16 protein-coding genes are annotated in these 19167 nt (G+C 65.1%); 15 read left to right on the forward strand and 1 reads right to left on the reverse strand.

Annotation, left to right across the window (positions count from 1 at the left end; genetic code table 11):
* Nucleotides 1-22 precede the first annotated feature (22 nt).
* The 4 genes from ACZ5AC_RS02145 to ACZ5AC_RS02160 all read left to right on the forward strand — a co-directional run bounded on the left by ACZ5AC_RS02145 (nucleotide 23) and on the right by ACZ5AC_RS02160 (nucleotide 5211).
* On the forward strand, nucleotides 23-1255 hold the full coding sequence (locus ACZ5AC_RS02145) for a glycosyltransferase family protein (RefSeq protein ID WP_464249322.1): 1233 nt from the start codon (nucleotides 23-25) through the stop codon (nucleotides 1253-1255).
* Nucleotides 1256-1365: 110 nt separating this feature from the next.
* The gene (locus ACZ5AC_RS02150; protein WP_464249323.1) at nucleotides 1366-3756 is read left to right on the forward strand and encodes a mechanosensitive ion channel domain-containing protein; all 2391 of its coding nucleotides are present in this window, start codon (nucleotides 1366-1368) and stop codon (nucleotides 3754-3756) included.
* Nucleotides 3757-4092: 336 nt separating this feature from the next.
* Nucleotides 4093-4428 carry a putative quinol monooxygenase gene (locus ACZ5AC_RS02155; protein ID WP_464249324.1) on the forward strand — a complete coding sequence of 112 codons (336 nt, stop codon included), beginning with the start codon at nucleotides 4093-4095 and terminating at the stop codon, nucleotides 4426-4428.
* A gap of 93 nt (nucleotides 4429-4521) precedes the next feature.
* Complete coding sequence (locus ACZ5AC_RS02160) at nucleotides 4522-5211, forward strand: DUF3313 domain-containing protein (protein ID WP_464249325.1); 690 nt, start codon at nucleotides 4522-4524, stop codon at nucleotides 5209-5211.
* A 33-nt stretch (nucleotides 5212-5244) separates the two neighbouring features.
* Here ACZ5AC_RS02160 and ACZ5AC_RS02165 read toward each other — a convergent pair whose 3' ends face one another.
* A complete protein-coding gene (locus tag ACZ5AC_RS02165; protein ID WP_464249326.1) occupies nucleotides 5245-5376 on the reverse strand; it encodes a hypothetical protein in 132 nt (43 codons plus the stop codon).
* A 137-nt stretch (nucleotides 5377-5513) separates the two neighbouring features.
* On the opposite strand from ACZ5AC_RS02165, the gene ACZ5AC_RS02170 reads away from it, so the two are divergent.
* The 11 genes from ACZ5AC_RS02170 to ACZ5AC_RS02220 all read left to right on the forward strand — a co-directional run bounded on the left by ACZ5AC_RS02170 (nucleotide 5514) and on the right by ACZ5AC_RS02220 (nucleotide 19104).
* A complete protein-coding gene (locus tag ACZ5AC_RS02170; protein WP_464249327.1) occupies nucleotides 5514-6737 on the forward strand; it encodes an efflux RND transporter periplasmic adaptor subunit in 1224 nt (407 codons plus the stop codon).
* A 5-nt stretch (nucleotides 6738-6742) separates the two neighbouring features.
* The gene (locus tag ACZ5AC_RS02175) at nucleotides 6743-9892 is read left to right on the forward strand and encodes an efflux RND transporter permease subunit (RefSeq protein WP_464249328.1); all 3150 of its coding nucleotides are present in this window, start codon (nucleotides 6743-6745) and stop codon (nucleotides 9890-9892) included.
* Nucleotides 9885-11318 (forward strand): efflux transporter outer membrane subunit, encoded by a 1434-nt coding sequence (locus tag ACZ5AC_RS02180; protein WP_464249329.1) that lies wholly within the window; start codon nucleotides 9885-9887, stop codon nucleotides 11316-11318. The genes ACZ5AC_RS02175 and ACZ5AC_RS02180 overlap by 8 nt, the downstream gene beginning before the upstream one ends.
* Nucleotides 11319-11372: 54 nt before the next feature.
* Nucleotides 11373-11990, forward strand: coding sequence for a hypothetical protein (locus tag ACZ5AC_RS02185; protein ID WP_464249330.1), 618 nt, complete (start codon nucleotides 11373-11375; stop codon nucleotides 11988-11990).
* A 158-nt stretch (nucleotides 11991-12148) separates the two neighbouring features.
* A complete protein-coding gene (locus tag ACZ5AC_RS02190) occupies nucleotides 12149-12898 on the forward strand; it encodes a potassium channel family protein (RefSeq protein WP_464249331.1) in 750 nt (249 codons plus the stop codon).
* 156 nt (nucleotides 12899-13054) lie between these two features.
* Entirely contained in the window at nucleotides 13055-13492 is a 438-nt protein-coding gene (locus tag ACZ5AC_RS02195; protein ID WP_464249332.1) for a paraquat-inducible protein A, read from the forward strand.
* Nucleotides 13489-15120 (forward strand): PqiB family protein, encoded by a 1632-nt coding sequence (locus ACZ5AC_RS02200; RefSeq protein WP_464249333.1) that lies wholly within the window; start codon nucleotides 13489-13491, stop codon nucleotides 15118-15120. The genes ACZ5AC_RS02195 and ACZ5AC_RS02200 overlap by 4 nt, the downstream gene beginning before the upstream one ends.
* Nucleotides 15110-15700 carry a PqiC family protein gene (locus ACZ5AC_RS02205; RefSeq protein WP_464249334.1) on the forward strand — a complete coding sequence of 197 codons (591 nt, stop codon included), beginning with the start codon at nucleotides 15110-15112 and terminating at the stop codon, nucleotides 15698-15700. The genes ACZ5AC_RS02200 and ACZ5AC_RS02205 overlap by 11 nt, the downstream gene beginning before the upstream one ends.
* 29 nt (nucleotides 15701-15729) lie before the next feature.
* Nucleotides 15730-17058, forward strand: a complete 1329-nt coding sequence (locus ACZ5AC_RS02210; protein ID WP_464249335.1) for an HD domain-containing protein — start codon at nucleotides 15730-15732, stop codon at nucleotides 17056-17058.
* Between the two features lie 331 nt (nucleotides 17059-17389).
* The gene (locus ACZ5AC_RS02215) at nucleotides 17390-18217 is read left to right on the forward strand and encodes a DUF2092 domain-containing protein (protein ID WP_464249336.1); all 828 of its coding nucleotides are present in this window, start codon (nucleotides 17390-17392) and stop codon (nucleotides 18215-18217) included.
* Nucleotides 18218-18378: 161 nt separating this feature from the next.
* Nucleotides 18379-19104 carry a hypothetical protein gene (locus ACZ5AC_RS02220; protein WP_464249337.1) on the forward strand — a complete coding sequence of 242 codons (726 nt, stop codon included), beginning with the start codon at nucleotides 18379-18381 and terminating at the stop codon, nucleotides 19102-19104.
* Nucleotides 19105-19167: the final 63 nt, after the last annotated feature.

Here is a 19167-nt window from a genome sequence, read left to right on the forward strand (position 1 = left end):
TCGGGGGATTATGAATATCCTGATGTATTCGCATGATACCTACGGATTGGGGCATATCCGGCGCACCATGGCCCTGGCCCAGAACATGCTCGACAAGGATCACCGCATCCTCATACTGACGGGCTCGCCCATCGTCGGGCGCTTCGACTTCCCGAAGGGCATCGACTTCGTTCGCATCCCCGGAATGATCAAGCAGTCCAACGAGATCTACGTCCCGCACTCCATCGCCATCGACCCGTCCCAGGCCCTGGCCATCCGACAGAATATCATCCTGGCTACGGCCCAGACCTTCAAGCCCGACCTCTTCCTGGTCGACAAGGCGCCGCTGGGGCTCAAGATGGAGATCACCGCGACCCTGCTCTGGCTGCGCGACCACTCGCCCAAAACCAAGGTCGTGCTCGGCCTGCGCGACATCATGGACAGCCCGGAGAGCACCATCCAGGAATGGCAGGAGCGCAAGGTCTACGAGGTCTTCGAGCAGCTCTACTCGGAGATCTGGGTCTACGGCTGCCGGGAGATCTTCGATGCCGTGGCCGAATACGCCATCCCGGAGCGGATCGAGGACAAGATCCATTTCACGGGCTACATACCCCGGGCCGTGCCGCGCCTGCGCAACCGTCCGACCATCCGGCGTCAGATGGGGCTCGTCAACGGCGAGAAGTTCGTCCTGGTGACTACGGGCGGTGGCGGGGACGGCTACAAGGTCATCGACACCTACCTGTCCATGCTCGAAGACAGCCCGCGCCTCGACATCAAATCCATGATCGTGACCGGTCCGATGCTGTCCGCGGAGCTGTTCGACCAGCTCGCGGCCCGGGCGCGCAAGCTCAAGATCCGAATCGTCAAGTTCCACCGCAAGATGGAGCGGATCATTCTGGCCGCCGACTGCGTGGTCTCCATGGGCGGCTACAACACAATGTGCGAGATCATCTGCGCGGCCAGGCCCGCGCTGATAATCCCCCGCAGCAAGCCCCGCACGGAGCAGATCATGCGTTCCAGGATCTTCGCCCAGCGGGGCATGCTCGAATTCATTCCGTGGGAAACGGTGAATTGCGCCGAGATGCGGGAGAATTTGCTGACCATCCTGGAGAATCCTGCGCGCTACATCCAGTGCATGCACGATTTCCCCATGACCGCCTTCGAGGTCATCAACGAGCGCGTCTGCCAGGGCAAGCCGGGTAACGCGGGGGCAGCGTCATGCGGCAGCGACCCAATGTGGATGCCCGATTATTATCAGGATGCCCCGGCCGTCTGACCTTGGCTGGCCGGGCAGACCGTGCGCTTTTCGTGAAGGGACGCGATGGCGGCGCCTTGGCGCCCTTCGTGTCCGGGGCCTTGTCTCGTGCATCGGATGAAGGAGGTTCCATGCCATACCTGCGCTTCTGGCGGCTCGTGGCCGCCCTTGCGCTGTTCCTCGTGCTGGCCGTCCACGGCGCCCTTGCGGCCACGGGATCGAAGGGCGCGGGTTCCGGAAAGTCCGTCCAGGACATCCTCGACTCCGCGAGTGGGAATCCTGACGCGGCCGTGGCCGCCCTGACCGACGCCCAGGCTCGCGAGTTGCTGTTGCAAAAGCTCAAGCAGGAAGGACAACGCGTGGAAGGGGCACAGCCCCGGAGTGACGCGGTGGTCTCGCTGCTCGTGAACGCGCAGGTCGCGGTGCGGGGTTTCGCCGCAACGCTGCGAGGTCACTTCGCGGCGGCCGGCATGGAGATCGGGGCCTCGCGGCGCGTCGCGGAAGCCTTGGGAGAAGGGCAGGGAGCGGAACGCCTCGTGCGGTCCCTGGCGACCGTCGCGGCCGTCATCCTCTGCGCCCTGGCCGCTCTCATGGGGCTGCGCCGCAAATTTGGCGCCTTCCTCCGCAGCCTGTGCGCGCACGGGTCGACCAACATCGTCAGGGTGCGCCTTTTCCTGCTGCGGGCGCTTTTCCACGGCCTGTCACTGGGCGTTTATTTCGGCGTGTTCACGGCGCTCATGATGGCGGTCATGCCGGATGAAAGCCCGGCGCAGAACCTGGCCAACATCGTCTTCGTCGTGCTGACGTACGTCCTGATCCTGCAGGTCCTGGCGAAGCTGCTGCTTTCACCGGATTACGGCGCGCTGCGGCCCCTGCCCCTGGGCGACGAGGTGTCCTCGGCCCTGTACCGCTGGCTCATGGCCATCACCTGGGGCGTGGCCCTGCTGGCCGCCTGGAGCTCCGTGCTGAAGGAGATCGGCGGCGCTCCGGCCCTGGCCACGATGTTCCACGCCTCGGCCGGCGTGTTCTCGAGCCTGGTGCTTTCGGCCATGATCCTGGCCAACAGGGAGCGGGTGGCCCGCTCCTGCTCGGCATCGAACGCCGGAGATCATGGCGCGTCGGGCCTACTGGCTCGCTGCTGGCACTATCCGGCCCTGGCCTATGCCCTGTTCGTCGGCACGTTCTGGAGCGTGCGCGCCCTTTCGGTCGAGGAGTCCATGTTGCGGCTGGTCATGAGCATGTTCCTCATCCCCGTCTGCATCGGCATCGATCTTTGGGTGCGCAAATTCCTGGCCATGGCCTCGGAGCAGCACGAAGTCGTGCTCATGGACACGAGCGTCGCCGCGCCGGCCGAAGCCGTCGAAACCATGGATTCCGGGCAATCCGCCGAAGCGCCTCCGCCCTTCGTCCCGCCGGCCGGCAGGACGGTCAGGGATTTCATGCCCCTGGTCAGCAGGATCGTGCGCCTGACCCTCGCCGCGGCATCGGTCTTCCTGATGCTGCGGATCTGGGGCGTGTCCATTCCCATGGGCTGGCTGTTCGCCCGCAACGTCATGGGGGTGCTGCTGGTCGTGCTGGGCTCCCTCGTCTTCTGGGAGATCATCCGCATCCAGATCGACCGCAAGCTGCACGAGGAAATCGCCCTCTCGGGCATCGACCCCGACGACATGGAGGAGGGCGGCATCGGCGCGGGTTCGCGCACGGCGACCCTGCTCGTGCTGCTGCGCAAGTTCGTGCTGACGGTCATCGTGGTCCTGGGCGCCCTGGTGACCCTCTCGTCCATGGGCGTGGACATCGCCCCCCTCATCGCCGGGGCCGGGGTCTTCGGCCTGGCCATCGGCTTCGGAGCTCAGACCCTGGTCAAGGACATCATCTCCGGCGTCTTCTTCCTCATCGACGACGCCTTCCGCGTCGGCGACTACGTCGAGGCCGGGTCGGCCAAGGGCACGGTAGAGCAGATCTCACTGCGCTCCATGAAGCTGCGCCACCCGCGGGGCATGATCTACAACGTCCCCTATGGCAGCCTCAAGATTCTCCAGAACTTCAGTCGCGACTACATCATCAGCAAGCTCGACTTCCGCGTCCGCTACGACGCCGACGTCGAGAAGATCCGCAAGATCATCAAGAAGATGAACAAGGAGATGCAGGTCGACGAGAACTTCAAATCCCGCCTGCTGAGCGACATCAAGTCCAACGGCCTGCGGGGCATGGAAGACTCCGCCATGATCCTGCGCGTCAAGTTCAAGACTCCCCCCGGTCACCAGTTCTTCATGCAGAAGGAGGTCTATCGCAGGGTCCAGGAAGCCTTCCGCAAGCACGGCATCGAGTTCGCCCACCGCAACGTGACGGTCTACCTGCCCCCGGAACTCCAGGCCCTCGTGGCCCGCGAGACCGAAACAGGGAAGCCGGTCACCGCGGCGGCCATCGGCGGAGCAGCCGCGGCAACGCTCCTGGCCGAGGAGGAGCAGGCCCTGGCAGCCGCTGCCGCCAAGGCCGCCAAATCCGAAGGCAATACCGAGTGAGCCGGAGGCGGATGTATCGCCGCGAATCTCGTTCGTGATCTCCTGCACATCAGCATGCATCGTGCCGGACAGGGGTTTCGATCGGTATGTGTCCGTCCGCCGGAAGCGCCGATGTGCACGCGACACGCATGCAGGGACGATATATCGACCATAGGACGAAATGTCGTTGGCCCGGTGTCGCCCAAGGATGGCCCAAACTTTTCGGAGTGACGATTTCTTCTTTGCGTTCAGTGCGTTGTCTTGAAGAAATGCCGGTTCGACCGAGTGGTGCGTATCTTGTAAGGCAGTGACGTCGAATCTTCAGAAATCCTGAATGTCTCGTATTGCGAGGGAAGCATGCATCTCGCCATTTTCAAGATTTATCCCGTTGCGGGGGCTGCCCCGTCAGTCATCGACGTGCTGGAGTCCATGAGAGTCGCGCTGGCGGCGGACGTCTCGTGCCTGTGCTGTTCAGTGGCCTTCGAGACAGGAGAGGACGGCGCCATCGTGTTCACGGAGCGGTGGCAGTCCTGGGAGGCGTTGAAGGCCCATCTGCGGTCGACGACATTCTCCAGGATGCTGGAGGCCATGGAGTGGTCGCGCAAGGCTCCGACGACGGAGTTCTTCGACGCAACCGCGCTTGGGGGAATGGAGGTCATCGAAGAGGCCAGGGGCCGGTCTCCCGCGCGGTGACGCTGGTCCGTCGCGGACGGCCGCAGCTCCATGCGCTGGAGCGTCGGAAGTTTTCGTCAATATTTTCGTCACACAGGAAGAAAAGGAGTACCCATGAAAAAGTTCATTCTCATCGCGTTGATGTTCTCCTTGTGCGCGTGCGCGAGCACGGGAAACGACACGGTATCCAAGGACTTCAATCCCGCGGACCACTTTTTGGGCGCCGACTACGCCTTGCTGCAGAAAAACCCCGACCTGAAGGGCGGCCTGGGCTGGCGGAACCCTGCGTTCAACCCGGCGGTCTACTCGGCCATGTACATCGAGCCGGTGGTGCTGTGGCACGGCGAGGACATGGCCAAGGAGTCGGGGCTGGAGATGGAGGAACTGGAACTCCTGGCCAAATACTTTCATGACGTGCTGACCCATGTGCCGGACGGGAAGCCGATGAAGCTGGCCACCCAGCCCGGGCCGGGCGTCATCAGCGTCAAAGCGGCCGTGACCGAGGTCGAGGCCAGCAGTCCAGTGTCCAACGCCCTGACCTCCGTCATCCCCGTGGGCATACTCCTTTCGGCCGGCAAGCAGGCCGCCACCGGACAGGCCGTGGGCGTCGGCAAGTGCGCGGTCGAGATCCGTTTCGTCGATTCCGTGACGGGCGAGAACATCGCCATGTTCGCGGAAACCAAGATCGGCAAGAAGTACGATTCCGCCGGGTTCAGCAAGACGGGCCAGACCGAGGAGGCCATGAACGAGTGGGCGGCCCTGCTGAAGGAGCGCATCGCCGTGGTCTGGGGGCAGGCCAAATAGCGGGGGCTATTGGTTGGGTATGGTGGCGCGCGGTCATTGCGCGTCACCATGAGCGTTTCGCTCCAGGTTCCTTGTTGAAAAGGGCGAGGCGGCCTGTTTGTTTTTATTTTGGTCCGACAAGGTCTGCGGCAATGTCGCCGCTTCGCACTCATCAATCTTGTTCATGATCCACGCATGGTTTGATACGAATGCAAAAGGCCTTCCTGCGACAGAAGGAAGCCGTGAAGCGGATGGAGTGCAAAGCTTACTGTCGCCAAGGCGGGCGGCTGTGAAACCCGGGTTCAAGCTGAAAGGAGACGCCCATGAGAGGCTGTGAAGTGCGAGTGCGTAACGAACGTGTTGCTTTCCGTCCGCTGGTAGCCTTGGCAGCCGCCTGGGCGCTTCTGCCGGTGCTCATTCTGGGCAGCGGGTGCAAACAGGCCGGCGAGGCCGTCGCTCCTCCACCGCCTGTCGTGGAGGTGGTCAAGGTCGTCCAGCAGGACGTGCCGATCTACAGCGAGTGGATCGGCGTCCTGGACGGCTCCATCAACGCGGTCATCCGCCCGCAGGTCACGGGCTATCTGGTCAAGCAGAACTACATCGAAGGCGACATCGTCAAGAAAGGGCAGGTGCTCTTCGAGATCGACCCGCGCACCTTCCAGGCCGAGGTCAAGCAGGCCCAGGCCGCCCTGGAACAGGCCAAGGGCGAGTTGGCCGCGCAGGAGGCCTCCGCCGCCACGGCCCGGGCCGATCTGGCCAGGATAAAGCCGCTGGCGGCCAAGAACGCCGTGTCCCAGAAAGACCTCGACTACGCCATCGGGCGCGACCTGGTGACCAAGGCCGCTGTCGTGTCCGCCAAGGCCGGCATCGCCGTGGCCCAGGCCAATCTGGAAAAAGCGCAGCTGGAGCTGGGCTTCACCAGGATCACCTCTCCCGTGGACGGCGTGGCGGGCATCGCCAAGGCCCAACTCGGCAACCTGGTCAGCCCCAGCATGCAGGATGAACTGACCTCGGTTTCCGCCCTGGACCCCATCAAGGCCTACATCAACGTCAGCGAGCAGGAGTACCTGCGGGCCAAGACGGATGAGAACAAGGCTTCGAACGCGCCCCTGCAGCTGGTGCTGGCCGACGGCAGCGTCTATCCGCACCAGGGCAGGATGGCCCTGGCGGACCGTCAGGTCGACCCGGCCACGGGCACCCTGAAGATAGGCACTCTCTTCCCCAACTCGGGCAACCTCCTGCGGCCCGGCATGTACGGCAAGGTCAGGGCCGTCCTGCAGACCAAGTCCGGGGCCTTGATCGTGCCGCAGCGCGCGGTGACGGAGATGCAGGGCAAATACCTCGTGGCCGTGGTCGCCGCGGACAACAAGGTCGACGTCCGCCCGGTGATGGTCGGCGAGCGGGTCGATTCGGGCTGGATCATCGAGAAGGGGCTCAATCCCGGAGAGGCGGTGGTCGCCGAGGGCACCCAGAAAGTCCGGCCGGGCATGACCGTGACGCCCAAGCCTTTCGAACCCGCGGCCCCGGCGCCCGCCGGCAAGGGGTAGGCGCCATGGCCAGATTCTTCATCAACCGGCCCATCGTGGCCATGGTCATCTCCATCCTGATGCTCATCGTCGGCATCGTCGCCATGCTCGGGCTGCCCACGGCGCAGTTCCCCGACATCGTTCCGCCCGAGATCAAGGTCTCGGCGACCTACACCGGCGCCGACGCCCTGACCCTGGAGCAGGCGGTGGCCACGCCCATCGAGCAGGAGATGTCGGGCGTGGACAACATGAACTACATGTACTCCACCAACGCCAACAACGGCGAGACGAAGCTGACCGTCAACTTCGACGTCAAGACCGACCCCAACACGGACCAGCTCCTGGCCCAGATGCGCAAGGGCCAGGCCGAGGCCAAACTGCCGTCGGAAGTGCGCGAGTACGGCGTGAAGGTCGAGAAATCGACCTCCTCGCCGCTCATCATGTTCGGACTCTATTCGCCGAACGGCACCTACGACAACATCTTCCTGGCCAACTACTGCTACATCAACATCAACGACCAGATGACCCGCATCAAGGGCATCGCCAGCGTCACCGTCTTCGGCGCGGGCCAGTACGCCATGAGGCTGTGGGTCAAGCCCGACCAGCTGGCCAAGCTCAATATCACCATCCCCGAGATCATGAACGCCATCAAGGCCCAGAACACGGTCAACCCCGCCGGGCAGGTGGGGTCCGAGCCGGTTCCCGCGGGGCAGGAGTTCACCTACACCGTGCGGGCCCAGGGACGCCTGCAGTCCGAGGAGGAGTTCGGGGCCATCATCCTGCGCGCCAACCCGGACGGGTCCGTGGTCCGCGTCAGGGACGTGGCGCGCATCGAGCTCGGCGCCCAGACCTACAGCCTGGAAGGCCGCCTGCAAGGCAAGCCCGCCGCGCTCATCGCCCTCTACCAGATGCCCGGCACCAACGCGGTCGAGGCGGCCGACGGCGCCAAGGCCCTCATGGCCAAGCTCAAGGAGCGCTTCCCGGCGGACCTCGACTACGTCGTCTCCCTGGACACCACCCTGGCCGTGACCGAGGGCATCAAGGAGATCCAGCACACCCTTTTCGAGGCCCTCGTCCTGGTCATCCTCGTGGTCTTCATCTTCCTGCAGGGCTGGCGGGCGACGCTCATCCCGCTTTTGGCCGTGCCCGTGTCGCTGGTGGGCACGTTCATGCTCTTCCCGCTCCTGGGTTTCTCCATCAACACCCTCTCCCTCTTCGGCCTTGTCCTGGCCATCGGCCTTGTCGTTGACGACGCCATCGTCGTGGTCGAGGCGGTGGAGCACCACATCGAGCACGGCCTTTCGCCCAAGGAGGCGACCTTCAAGGCCATGGAGGAGGTCTCGGGGCCGGTCATCGCCATCGCCGTGATCCTGGCCGCAGTCTTCATCCCCACGGCCTTCATCCCGGGCATCACCGGGCGGCTCTACCAGCAGTTCGCCCTGACCATCGCCATCTCGGTCATCATCTCGGCCTTCAACGCCCTGACCCTGAGCCCGGCGCTGAGCGCCCTGCTCCTGAAGCCCAAGAAGAAGGGCTCGGGACCGCTGCAGAAGTTCTACGACTGGTTCAACCGCATGTTCGGGCGGGCCACGGACGGCTACGTAGGCATCTGCCGGGCGGCCGTGCACAAGAGCGTCGTCAGCATGCTCCTTCTCGTGGGCATCGTGGTCCTGACGGGCTTCTTCGGCGGGCGGGTGGCCACGGGATTCCTGCCCGAAGAGGACCAGGGCTACATGTACGGCGCGGTGCAGCTGCCCGACGCATCGTCGCTGCAGCGCACCCGCGACATCACGGCCCAGGCCGAAAAGCTGATAATGGACACGCCCGGCGTGAAATTCTGCACCTCGGTCGTGGGCTACAACCTGCTGAGCGGCGTGACCAACACCTACAGCACCTTCTTCTTCATCACCCTCGAGGAATGGGGCGCGCGCAAGACGCCGGAACTGCAGTACGAAACCATCAAGAACGGCATCAACCAGAAGCTGGCCGGGATCAGCGGGGCCATCGGCTTCGCCTTTTCGCCCCCGGCCATCCCCGGCATCGGCACCTCGGGCGGCGCGACCTTCATGCTCGAGGACCGGGCGGGCAAGGACATCGAGTTCCTGTCCGCCAACGTGAACATCTTCGTCGAGGCGGCGAAGAAGCGCCCGGAGCTGGGCAGCGTGTCCACGACCTTCCGCCCGACGGTCCCGCAGCTCTTCGTGGACGTGGACCGCGACAAGGTCCTCAAGCAGGGGGTCAAGATCGACGATGTCTACAAGACCCTGCAGAGCTTCATGGGCAGCGGCTTCGTCAACTACTTCAACAAGTTCGGCCGCCAGTGGCAGGTCTATGTCCAGGCCGAGGGCGAGTACCGGACGAACATCGAGAACGTCGGGCAGTTCTACGTGCGCAACAGCGAGGGCGCGACGGTGCCCCTCTCGGCCCTGACCTCGGTCAGGAACATCTCCGGGCCCGAGTTCACCATGCGCTACAACCTCTACCGCTGCGCCCAGATCAACGCCAACGCCGCGCCGGGCTACAGCTCGGCCCAGGCCATGAAGGCGCTGGAGGAGGTCTTCGCCGAAACCATGCCCCCCGAGATGGGCTTCGACTACATGGGCATGTCCTTCCAGGAGTGGCAGGCCCAGAAGGGCGTCTCGCCCATGGTCATCTTCGGTTTCTCGCTCCTGTGCGTCTTCCTGATCCTGGCCGCGCAGTACGAGAGCTGGTCATTGCCATTCTCGGTCCTGCTGGGCACGCCCATCGCCGTGGCCGGGGCCTTCGGGGCTCTCATGCTGCGCGGGCAGGAGAACAACGTCTACGCCCAGATCGGCCTGGTCATGCTCATCGGCCTCTCGGCCAAGAACGCCATCCTCATCGTCGAGTTCGCCAAGATGGAGTACGAGAAGGGCAGGCCGCTGCTGGAAGCCACCCTCGAAGGGGCGAAGCTGCGCCTGCGGCCCATCCTCATGACCTCCTTCGCCTTCATCCTCGGCTGCGTGCCCCTGGCCATCGCCTCCGGAGCCGGCGCGGTCTCGCGCCAGGTCATGGGCAGCGCGGTCATCGGCGGCATGCTTGCGGCCACCGTCATCGGCGTCTTCCTCATCCCCGTGTTCTACTACGTGGTGGAGAAGATCGGGGGCAACAAACCCGCGGCGCCGGCCGAAGGACCTACGGAGGTGCACCATGCGTAATCTCGTGCTCGCCTTCATGCTGGCCCTCATGGGGGCCGGATGCACCCTCGGACCCGACTACGTGCGACCGGGCTTGGACATGCCGGCGGCTTGGCGCGTGGAGAACGGCGAAGCCAACAGCCTGGCCGATACGGCCTGGTGGGGCGAGTTCGGCGATCCGGTCCTGGACGGTCTCATCGAAACGGCCCTGAAGGAGAACAAGGACCTCCTCATCGCCGCCAAGCGCGTCGAGGAGTTCGAGGCCCGCTACGGCATCGTCCGGGCCGACCTGTTCCCCCAGGTTGGGGCGGGGGCGTCCTACACGCGCGAACAGGTGACCCGCGAAGGTGAGAACAAGCCCGGGCCGGGGGTCGCGACCTTGACCGAGACCTATTCGACAAGCCTCAACGCCGCCTGGGAGATCGACCTCTGGGGCCGCATCCGCCGCAGCACCGAGGCGGCCAGGGCGCAGCTGCTGGCCACGGAGGAGGCGCGTCGCGGCGTCATCCTGACGCTGGTTTCCGACGTGGCCTCGGCCTACGTCAACCTGCGCGGCCTGGACCGCCAGCTCGAGATAGCCAGGGACACGGTCAAGAGCAGGGAGGAGTCCTTCAGGATCTTCCAGGAACGTTATGACGGAGGCATCATCTCCCTGCTGGAACTGACCCAGAACAAATCCCAGTACGAGGAGGCGCTTTCGCGGATTCCCCCCATCGAGAAGGCCATCGCCCTGCAGGAGAACGGCCTGTCCGTCCTGCTGGGGCACAACCCGGGCCCCATCCTCCGCGGGCTGGCCATCGACGAGCTGACGCCGCCCGCCATTGCGGCCGGCATGCCGTCGGACCTCCTAGAGCGCCGCCCCGACGTGCTGCAGGCCGAACAGAACCTCGTCGCCGCCAACGCCCAGATCGGCGTGGCCAAGGCCGCCTACTTCCCGGCCATATCCCTGACTGGCCTCTTCGGCTTCGCCAGCGAGGACCTCACGGACCTCTTCCTGAGTTCGGCCCAGGTCTGGAACTACAGCGCCCCGCTGACCATGCCCATCTTCACCGCCGGCAAGCTGTCCGGCAACGTAAGGGCGGCCGAGGCCGTGCAGCAGCAGGCCCTCATCGGCTACATGCAGGCCGTGCAGAACGCCTTCCGCGAAGTCAACGACGCATTGGCGGACCAACGGCAGACGGGCCTGCAGCTGGAGGCCCTCGGCCGGCAGGTCGATTCGCTGCGGCAATACGACGAGATCGCAAGGCTTCGCTACGACGAAGGGTACACGGACTTCCTGACCGTGCTCGACGCCGAGCGGAGCCTCTTCAACGCCGAGCTGGCGCACACCCAGACCCGGGTCGCGGTCCATCAGGCGCGCATCGGCCTGTACAAAGCCGTGGGAGGCGGTTGGACGGAGGCGGCAGCGGTGGCGGGAGCCGGCGGGAAGGCGGAAAAGACCGAATAGGCGGCCCCGCGCCGGGTCCGCAGGATGAAAAACCTTTAACGGATGGAGCGTGACATGACCCTGAAGAAATACGTGAACGAGAATGCCTGCCGCCGCGCCGGCCTTTCCGCCGGGCTCTGTCTCGGGCTTTTCCTGGCGCTGGCTCCCCTGCAGGCCCTGGCCGGCACGGCAACGGTCTTCGTCGAGGGGGTACCCGGCGGCGTCATCGTCAACACCGTCGAGATCAACGCCAAGGTCATCGAAATCGATCATGCCAAGCGCGTAGCAACCCTGGAGGACGAGAAGGGGGAAACCTTCACCGCCAAGGCCGGTCCCAAGGCCGTCAACTTCGATCAGGTCAACGTGGGCGATACGGTCAGGGTCGCCCTGACGGAAGAGCTTGTCGTCTTCGTCGACGAAGACGGCGTGGAGCCTTCCTCGTCCATGAGCGCGGCCGCAAAGACCGCGGAAAAGGGCGAGAAGCCCGGCGGGATCATGGCCCAGACCCGGCAGGTCACGGGCACCGTTACGGAGATCGACCAGCAGAACCGCAAGGTCACGCTCGACTTCGGCGACGGCCGGAAGAGAGCCTTTCCCGTCCGCGAGGATATCGACCTCGCCAAACAGAAGGTCGGCGACAAGGTGGTCTTCTCCTACACCGAGACAATCGCGGTCAGCGTCGAGAAGCCCTGAGGGATTCAGGCGCGTGTCTGTTCCGGCGCGTTCATGGAGCACGTCCCGTGCACGCGCCGGAACATCCTGCCGACCTTTTGCGGTTGGGCGAACGGAGACATGGACGACGTATCACGACTGCAGCGACTCATATGCGGGATTTCCGCAAAGCGCTGACGATGAACGTACCGGGCGTCGTCGTGCCGACTGCGGTCGACGCCGGCCATGTCGAGGCAAGGCACATGGACACAACGGGACACAAGGGCGACGAAGCAGCCAAACCGCTTTTCCGGTTTGTCGGGGGGCGGTTCACTCTCCTGCTCGCCTCGATCATCACGGCTCTCGCGGTGTCGCCTTTTCTGGTGGGTTTCGTGCACCTGAAGCTCCTCATGGACGTCTGCCTGACGGCCATACTCGTTTCGGCCATCCAGGCGGTCAGCGACAGGATGCGCACGTTCGTCATCGCCATGCTCCTGGCCATCCCCTATCTTTTCCTGAAATGGTCGGGAGTTTTCGCGGATGCCGCGGAACATCTGAAACTGGCGGAACTCTTCGCAGGGATATTCCTGGGCTACGTTCTCGTCCTTATCCTGCGCTACATCTCGACCCGACGGCAGGTCGACTCGGACGTCATCATGGCCGCCGTCTGCGGGTATCTTCTGCTCGGGTTCATGTGGGCCTACGCGTTCTTCTTTCTGGAGGCCGCCCAGCCGGGGTCCTTCCAATTCGCTCGCGAAGGCGCGCCAGCGACCCACGACTTCATCTATTTCAGCTTCGTGACCATGACCACCGTCGGCTACGGCGACTGCCTGCCCGCCTCGAACGCAGGGCGCTCCCTGGCCGTTCTCGAGGCAGTGATGGGCCAGCTCTACCTGGCCGTGACCATAGCCCGGCTGGTCGGCATGCAGGCGTCCAGACCGGATGAGTAGCTTCACATCGCAAGTCCGGAGAGGGAGGGCGACATGTCGCCACGTGCCTCGGCTTTCGGGCTTTTCGCCCGCGCCTACCCCTCGCACGCGAAGTCTCTGGTTGATTTTTTATGACATAGCCCCGGCCGTCGGCCGGGGTCTGATACCGGAGGAAGCATGCGCATACTTGCCTGTCATGGCTGCGATCTGCTGATCCGGCTGTCGGACGAGTCCGGGGTCGTCTCGCTGTGCCCGCGCTGCGGCTCGGTGTTGCAGAGGTCCAGGAGAACCGGCATCGACCGCCCTCTGGCCTTCGCCTTGTGCGGGTTGGTGCTTTTCGCCATCGCTCTGACCAATCCATTCCTGGCCATGAAGAGAGGGGGGGTCGTGCAGGAGACCACGCTGCCGACGGGCATCATCGAGCTCTGGAAGCAGCGCCTCTGCGGCCTGGGTTCGCTGGTGTTCCTGACCTGCGCCCTGATCCCCCTGGTCCAGCTCACCGGGCTGCTCTACATCCTCGCGCCTCTGCGCCTGCACATGGCGGCGCTGGCCAAGCTGGTCGCGGAGAGTTTCGACCCCCGTCTCATCTGGGATGTCATCGAGGAGGATTCATGACCGACGTATCCCTGTCCAAGGACCAGGCCGCACCGGCCACCGTGAGAAAGAAGGGCGGCATCTCCCTCGTCTGGATCGTGCCGCTGGTGGCCCTCGTCGTCGGGGGATGGCTGGCGTACAAGGCCGTCAGCGAGAAGGGGCCCGTCATCACCATCACCTTTTCGACCGCGGAGGGGCTCGAGGCCGGCAAGACGAAGATCAAGTACAAGGACGTGGCCGTCGGCCAGGTCGAGTCCATCCATCTGGGCGACGACCTCAAGCACGTCGTCGTCACAGCCGAACTGGAAAAGGACTACGGCCGCTACCTGAATGACAAGACCCGCTTTTGGGTGGCGCGGGCGCAGATCCGCGGCGGCACGGCCTCGGGCTTGTCGACGCTGCTCTCGGGGGCGTACATCGGCGTGGACCCGTCGCCGACCGGCCAGCCGACATTCAGCTTCAACGGCCTCGAAGTCCCGCCCGTCGTCACCTCCGGCCTGCCCGGAAAGCACTTTTGGCTCAAGGCCGCACGCCTGGGCTCCCTCAACGTCGGCGTGCCGGTCTATTACCGCCAGATCCAGGTCGGGCAGGTGGTCAGTTACGGCTTCGCCCCGGACGGGCAGACCGTCGACGTCCAGGTCTTCGTCGAGGCCCCGCACGACGCCAAGGTCACCCGGAACACGCGCTTCTGGAACTCCAGCGGTCTGGACGTGTCCCTCTCGGCCCAGGGGCTGAAGGTCGACACCGAGTCGATCGTCAGCATCATCTCCGGCGGGTTGGCCTTCGACGTCCCCGACGGCGTGGAGCCGGGCGGGGAGGCGGAGGAAAACGCGGCATTCCAGCTCTACCCGAGCCGGGAGAGCATCCAGGAGAAGACCTACACCCTGCGCAGGTCCTGGCTGGTATTTTTCGACCAGTCGGTGCGCGGCCTGAGCGTGGGGGCGCCGGTGGAGCTTTTCGGAATCAAGATCGGCGAGGTGTCGGGCATCGACCTCATCTACGACGAGAAGCGCAGGGATCTGCGCGTGCCGGTCCTGCTGTCCATCGAGCCCGAGCGGATTCAGAACGTGTTCAAGGCCATTCCCAGGCAGCGCGCCGGGGAGCGCGAGCCGCTGCTCAAATGGTTCGTGGAGGAGCGCAACCTGCGCGCCCAGCTGAAGACGGGCAACCTCCTCACGGGGCAGCTCCTGGTGGATCTCGGGTTTTACCCCGACGAGCCCAAAGCCGTCCTGGCCCATGAGAACGACCTGCCGGTCATCCCCAGCATGGGCGGTTCCATCGAGCAGATCCAGGAGAGCATCGCCAGGATCACCCGCGATCTGGAGAAGGTTCCCTTTGAGAAGATCGGCACGAATCTCGACCTGCTGCTGAAGGAGAGCACGACGACCGTCAGGGACGCCGGTGCCTTCGCGCGACGCCTGAACGGCGAGACCGCCCCGGCGCTGCAGTCCGGGCTCGTCGTCCTGCAGACCACGCTGCAGGAGGTTCAGAGCGCCATCGGCAAGGACTCGCCCCTGAACTACAACCTGAAGAAGACCCTCGAAGAGCTGGCCCTTACCCTGCGCTCCCTGCGCGAACTGACCACCGCCATCGAGAATCAGCCGCAGTCGCTCCTGTTCGGCAAAGGAGAGAAGAAGGATGAAAAGTAGCATCGCCCGCGCGGCGCTTCTGGGCCTGGCCTGGGCTGCGCTGCTTTCAGGTTGCGCCGGAAAGACGGAAACCATGTCCTACTACAGCCTGCACGTACCGCAGGCCTCGGCCGCAGCGCCTGCCGGCGACGCCGTGTCGGTCAGCGTCGGCCCAGTGACCCTGCCCGATGTCCTCAAGCAGACGCGCATCGCCACGGGCGGGGAGAACGGGCAGTACCGGCTGGCCGAATACCACCGCTGGACCGGCGAGGTGGACCGGGACATGGCCCGGGCCCTGGCCGAGCGGCTTTCGCAGTCGCTCGGTACCGAGAACGTGTCGCTCTTCCCGTGGAACCGGCAGTCCCGGTTCCGCGTCCTCGTCGACGTGGTGGCCATGGGCGGCAGCCTCGGCCGCGAGGCCACGCTTACCGCCCGCTGGACCCTGCTGGATACGGCAGGGGAGGGAGCCGTGGTGCGTCGCACGGATGCCGTGCAGCCCCTTCCGGACGCCGAGCACTCCTCCTGGGTCGCGGCCCAGCAGCACAACGTCGAAAAGTTGGCCGACGAAATCGCCGCGGCCATCAAGGCGGCAGGCAACTGATGGCCGGAAGGGAGCAGGCACCGGACGATGTGATCAAAAGGGCGCGCCGGTACGCCACCGAGGCGCACTCGCGCATCAATCACAGGCGCAAGTACTCACTGGAACCCTATGACGTGCATCTCAAGGATGTGGCCGAAATCGTGGCCTCGGTCTGCGGCGACCAGGAGATGATCGCCGCCGCGTGGCTGCACGACGTGGTCGAGGACACCCCGGCCAGCTTTCTCGACATCGAGCGGGAATTCGGGCCGGAGCTGGCCGAGCTGGTCATGGAGCTGACCGACGTCAGCCGCCCGTCGGACGGCAACCGCGCCACGCGCAAGGCCATCGACCGGGCGCGCCTGGCGGGCGTTTCGGGACGGGCCAAGACCGTCAAGCTGGCCGACCTCATCGACAATTGCCGCGACGTCTGCAAGCACGACCCGGAGTTCGCGCGGGTCTATCTGACGGAGATGGCCTCGCTCCTGGAAGTGCTCGCCGAGGGCGACCAGACCCTGTACCGGCGCGCTGTGGCCATGCTCGAAAAGAACGCCGCCAGGCTCGGCCTGTCGCTGACGGTCGTGGGTGGGTTGGCCGAGCCCGGGAGGGCGTTGCCGGGCGGCCTCGAATCCCTGGGGCGGGTGGCGCATCTCTTCCGCGACACCTTCGCCGCCAGGGACATCGCACGCGCCCTGCCTTCGGTGGATGCGCCGCTGACGCCGGCCGCGGGCGAGCTCATGGAGCGCGAGGGCATCCCCGTGCTCGGGGTGCGCCATGGCGGCAGGGTCCGGGGCTTTGCCCTGAGTGAGGACCCGATGCGGGAGCGGGAGTTCCGGACGGGCCAGATCGTGGCCGACGGGGCGAGCTTCTCCGAGGTCATCCTGGCGCTGAGCACGCACAGCCTCTGTTTCGTGCGCGTCTTCGACACCGTGTCCGGCATCATCACCCGCAGCGACGTCGAGCACCCCTACATGCGCATGTGGCTGTTCGGCATCGTGACCATGTACGAGATGCAGCTCGCGTCCATCATCGAGAGGATCTGGCCGGGGGATTCGTGGCGCGGGCTCGTTTCGGCCGGCAGGCTGGCCAAGGCCGAGGCGCTGATGGAGGAGCGCCGGCGCCGCGGCCAGCAGTGCACGCTGCTGTCGTGCCTGCAGTTTTCCGACAAGACGCAGATCATGGCCGAAGACCAGGCCATGCGCGACGTGCTGGGCTTCCCCTCCAGGAACGCGGCCCTCAAGGTCTGCAAGGAATTCGAGTCGCTGCGCAACAACCTGGCCCATGCCCAGGACATCGCCACGCACGATTTCGCCCAGATCGCGCGCCTGGCCGGGCGCATCGAGTCCATCAGAAATCCCGGGGAGGGTTTCGACCTGGGGTGACCCCGCTCCGAAAGACTGCCGCGCCCGCGGCGTTTCCCGTTCATCGTGCCGTGGGCGGCGACAAGGACGGCATTTCGTCCTTGGACCCGCATTCCGTCCCCGTTTGGGCCCGCCGGTCCGGCTGCCTGCCGTTCAGTCTCTCAATGTGCAGTAAATTTGAGATGATAGACAAGCGTTTCGGCAACGGTGGAATTGGTGCGTTTCTTGATTTGCTCCATGTTGCCCAGCCCTGCAAGCACCGCGCAGGGCGTCTGTGCGTCAGGCCTTGCCTGCAGCGCAGTGCGGTGGCGGATCGGTGCTGCGACGCTCCTGCAACCAGGGAGGAAACGTGATGCATTTCGTAAAACATCTGCTTGTTCTGCCATTGTTGCTTCTGTCGATGGCGCTGGGGATCGCCTTCGACGCCCATGCCGCCCCGTCGGCCGACAACGCGACCGCGGGGGACGCCGCCGTTATGGACCAGGAAGCGCGCACGCGGCTGCTGGACATGGCCGGGTTCATCGCCGGCGCGAAGACCTTCGGCGTGACCATCCGCAGCGGGTACGACGCGATCCAGGCGGACGGCCAGCGGATCGAATTCGGCGAAAAGCGCAGAGTCACGCTCCGACGTCCCGACCACATCCGGGTCGAGGCCGAGCGCAGCGACGGCGACCGGGGGCTGATCCTTTTCGACGGCAAGATCCTGACCGCCTTCAAGGCCGCCGACAACGTCTTTGCCCAACAGGACAGGAACGCCACCGTCGACGAGGTGCTCGTGTACATGGTCCGGGACCTCCGCCTGACAATGCCCCTGGCCAGGATGTTCCACACCGGGTTTCGGGACAGCCTGGAGAAGTTGCTGACTTCAGTCAGTTTCGTCGAGGAGAACTATCTCTTCGACGTTCCGACGGATCATCTGGCGGTCCGTTCAGATAACGTCGATCTGCAGGTCTGGGTCTCCCGTGGCGAACAGCCCCTGCCGAGAAGGGTCGTCATCACCTACAAGAACGAAGCTGACCAGCCGCAGTTCTGGGCCGAGCTGTCCGACTGGAATTTTTCGCCCGCGGTCACGGACGCGAGCTTTTCCTTCACGCCTCCGCCGGGAGCAGAAAAGATCCCGCTCCTGGCTCCCGTCAGAAAGAAAGGGGCCCTGCCCATGCAGGAAGGGGGTGCACAATGACGCTCGTGAATAGGACGGCAACCATCATCGTGGCGCTGGTGTTCATTCTTTCGACAACAATGGCGGGCTTTGTCGAAGCCCGGGGGGGAGGCCGCGGCGGAGGAGGCGGGCGAAGCGGAGGAAGCAACTTCAATCGCTCAAGCCCGGCCCGGGGGGGAGGAATGTCCTCCGGGTCGAGAAGCGCGGCCCGTCCTTCGACCCGCCAGTCCGGATCGGCGCAGCGTGCGGCGCGGCCCGAGACCCGCCAGTCCGGAGCAGTGCAGCGCCAGGCGCGCCCTGAAGCACGCCAGTCCGGGGCCGTGCAGCGCCAACCCCAGGCCGCCCGTCAGGAAAACGTGGCCCAGCGCCAGGGGACGCGGGAGCAGACCTCCTCGGAACGGCAGGGCCAGCGCACGGATCGCCAGGGGCAACGCCAGGAAACGTCTTCGGAACGCCAGGCCCAGCGGGGCGAGAATCGCGACGCAACCCGCGACGACCGCCTGCAGGGACAGGAGGAGCGGCTGGAGAACCGCGGCGAATCCCGTGAGGACTGGCAGGAGCATATGGATGACGCCCGCGAGGACCGCCAAGACTTTGCCGAGGATGAGTTCGACGACTGGGATCATGATGACGATTGGGATGGTTGGGATGACGATGACGACGAGTTCGAGGCCTTTGTCGTCGGCGCGGCCGTCGGTGCGACCGTCGGGGTCATCGCCGGCGCGGCGTCGCAGCCCGACGTAACGCACGTCACGAACGTGACGTACGTCACGGCCCTGCCTTGCGCCGGAACCGAAATCATCGTCAACGGCGTCGGCTACTACCAGTGCGGGACGACCTGGTACAACCGCGGGTACCAGAGCGGCAGCGTCGTCTACATGGTCAGCGGTCCCCCGCCGGGTTATTGAGATGGTGGCGGGACGATGCCCGCGCGGTGCCGGTCAGACGCGCAGATGTCCGAAGCGGGGCGC

It is taken from the genome of Desulfomicrobium aestuarii, from assembly GCF_055385525.1.

Bases quoted from the DNA above. Each gene is read 5' to 3' on its own strand.
- ACZ5AC_RS02145 (WP_464249322.1), top strand. From the start codon at position 23: ATGTATTCGCATGATACCTACGGATTGGGGCATATCCGGCGCACCATG.
- ACZ5AC_RS02150 (WP_464249323.1), top strand. From the start codon at position 1,366: ATGCCATACCTGCGCTTCTGGCGGCTCGTGGCCGCCCTTGCGCTGTTC.
- ACZ5AC_RS02155 (WP_464249324.1), top strand. From the start codon at position 4,093: ATGCATCTCGCCATTTTCAAGATTTATCCCGTTGCGGGGGCTGCCCCG.
- ACZ5AC_RS02160 (WP_464249325.1), top strand. From the start codon at position 4,522: ATGAAAAAGTTCATTCTCATCGCGTTGATGTTCTCCTTGTGCGCGTGC.
- ACZ5AC_RS02165 (WP_464249326.1), bottom strand. From the start codon at position 5,376: ATGAACAAGATTGATGAGTGCGAAGCGGCGACATTGCCGCAGACCTTG.
- ACZ5AC_RS02170 (WP_464249327.1), top strand. From the start codon at position 5,514: ATGAGAGGCTGTGAAGTGCGAGTGCGTAACGAACGTGTTGCTTTCCGT.
- ACZ5AC_RS02175 (WP_464249328.1), top strand. From the start codon at position 6,743: ATGGCCAGATTCTTCATCAACCGGCCCATCGTGGCCATGGTCATCTCC.
- ACZ5AC_RS02180 (WP_464249329.1), top strand. From the start codon at position 9,885: ATGCGTAATCTCGTGCTCGCCTTCATGCTGGCCCTCATGGGGGCCGGA.
- ACZ5AC_RS02185 (WP_464249330.1), top strand. From the start codon at position 11,373: ATGACCCTGAAGAAATACGTGAACGAGAATGCCTGCCGCCGCGCCGGC.
- ACZ5AC_RS02190 (WP_464249331.1), top strand. From the start codon at position 12,149: ATGAACGTACCGGGCGTCGTCGTGCCGACTGCGGTCGACGCCGGCCAT.
- ACZ5AC_RS02195 (WP_464249332.1), top strand. From the start codon at position 13,055: ATGCGCATACTTGCCTGTCATGGCTGCGATCTGCTGATCCGGCTGTCG.
- ACZ5AC_RS02200 (WP_464249333.1), top strand. From the start codon at position 13,489: ATGACCGACGTATCCCTGTCCAAGGACCAGGCCGCACCGGCCACCGTG.
- ACZ5AC_RS02205 (WP_464249334.1), top strand. From the start codon at position 15,110: ATGAAAAGTAGCATCGCCCGCGCGGCGCTTCTGGGCCTGGCCTGGGCT.
- ACZ5AC_RS02215 (WP_464249336.1), top strand. From the start codon at position 17,390: ATGCATTTCGTAAAACATCTGCTTGTTCTGCCATTGTTGCTTCTGTCG.
- ACZ5AC_RS02220 (WP_464249337.1), top strand. From the start codon at position 18,379: ATGTCCTCCGGGTCGAGAAGCGCGGCCCGTCCTTCGACCCGCCAGTCC.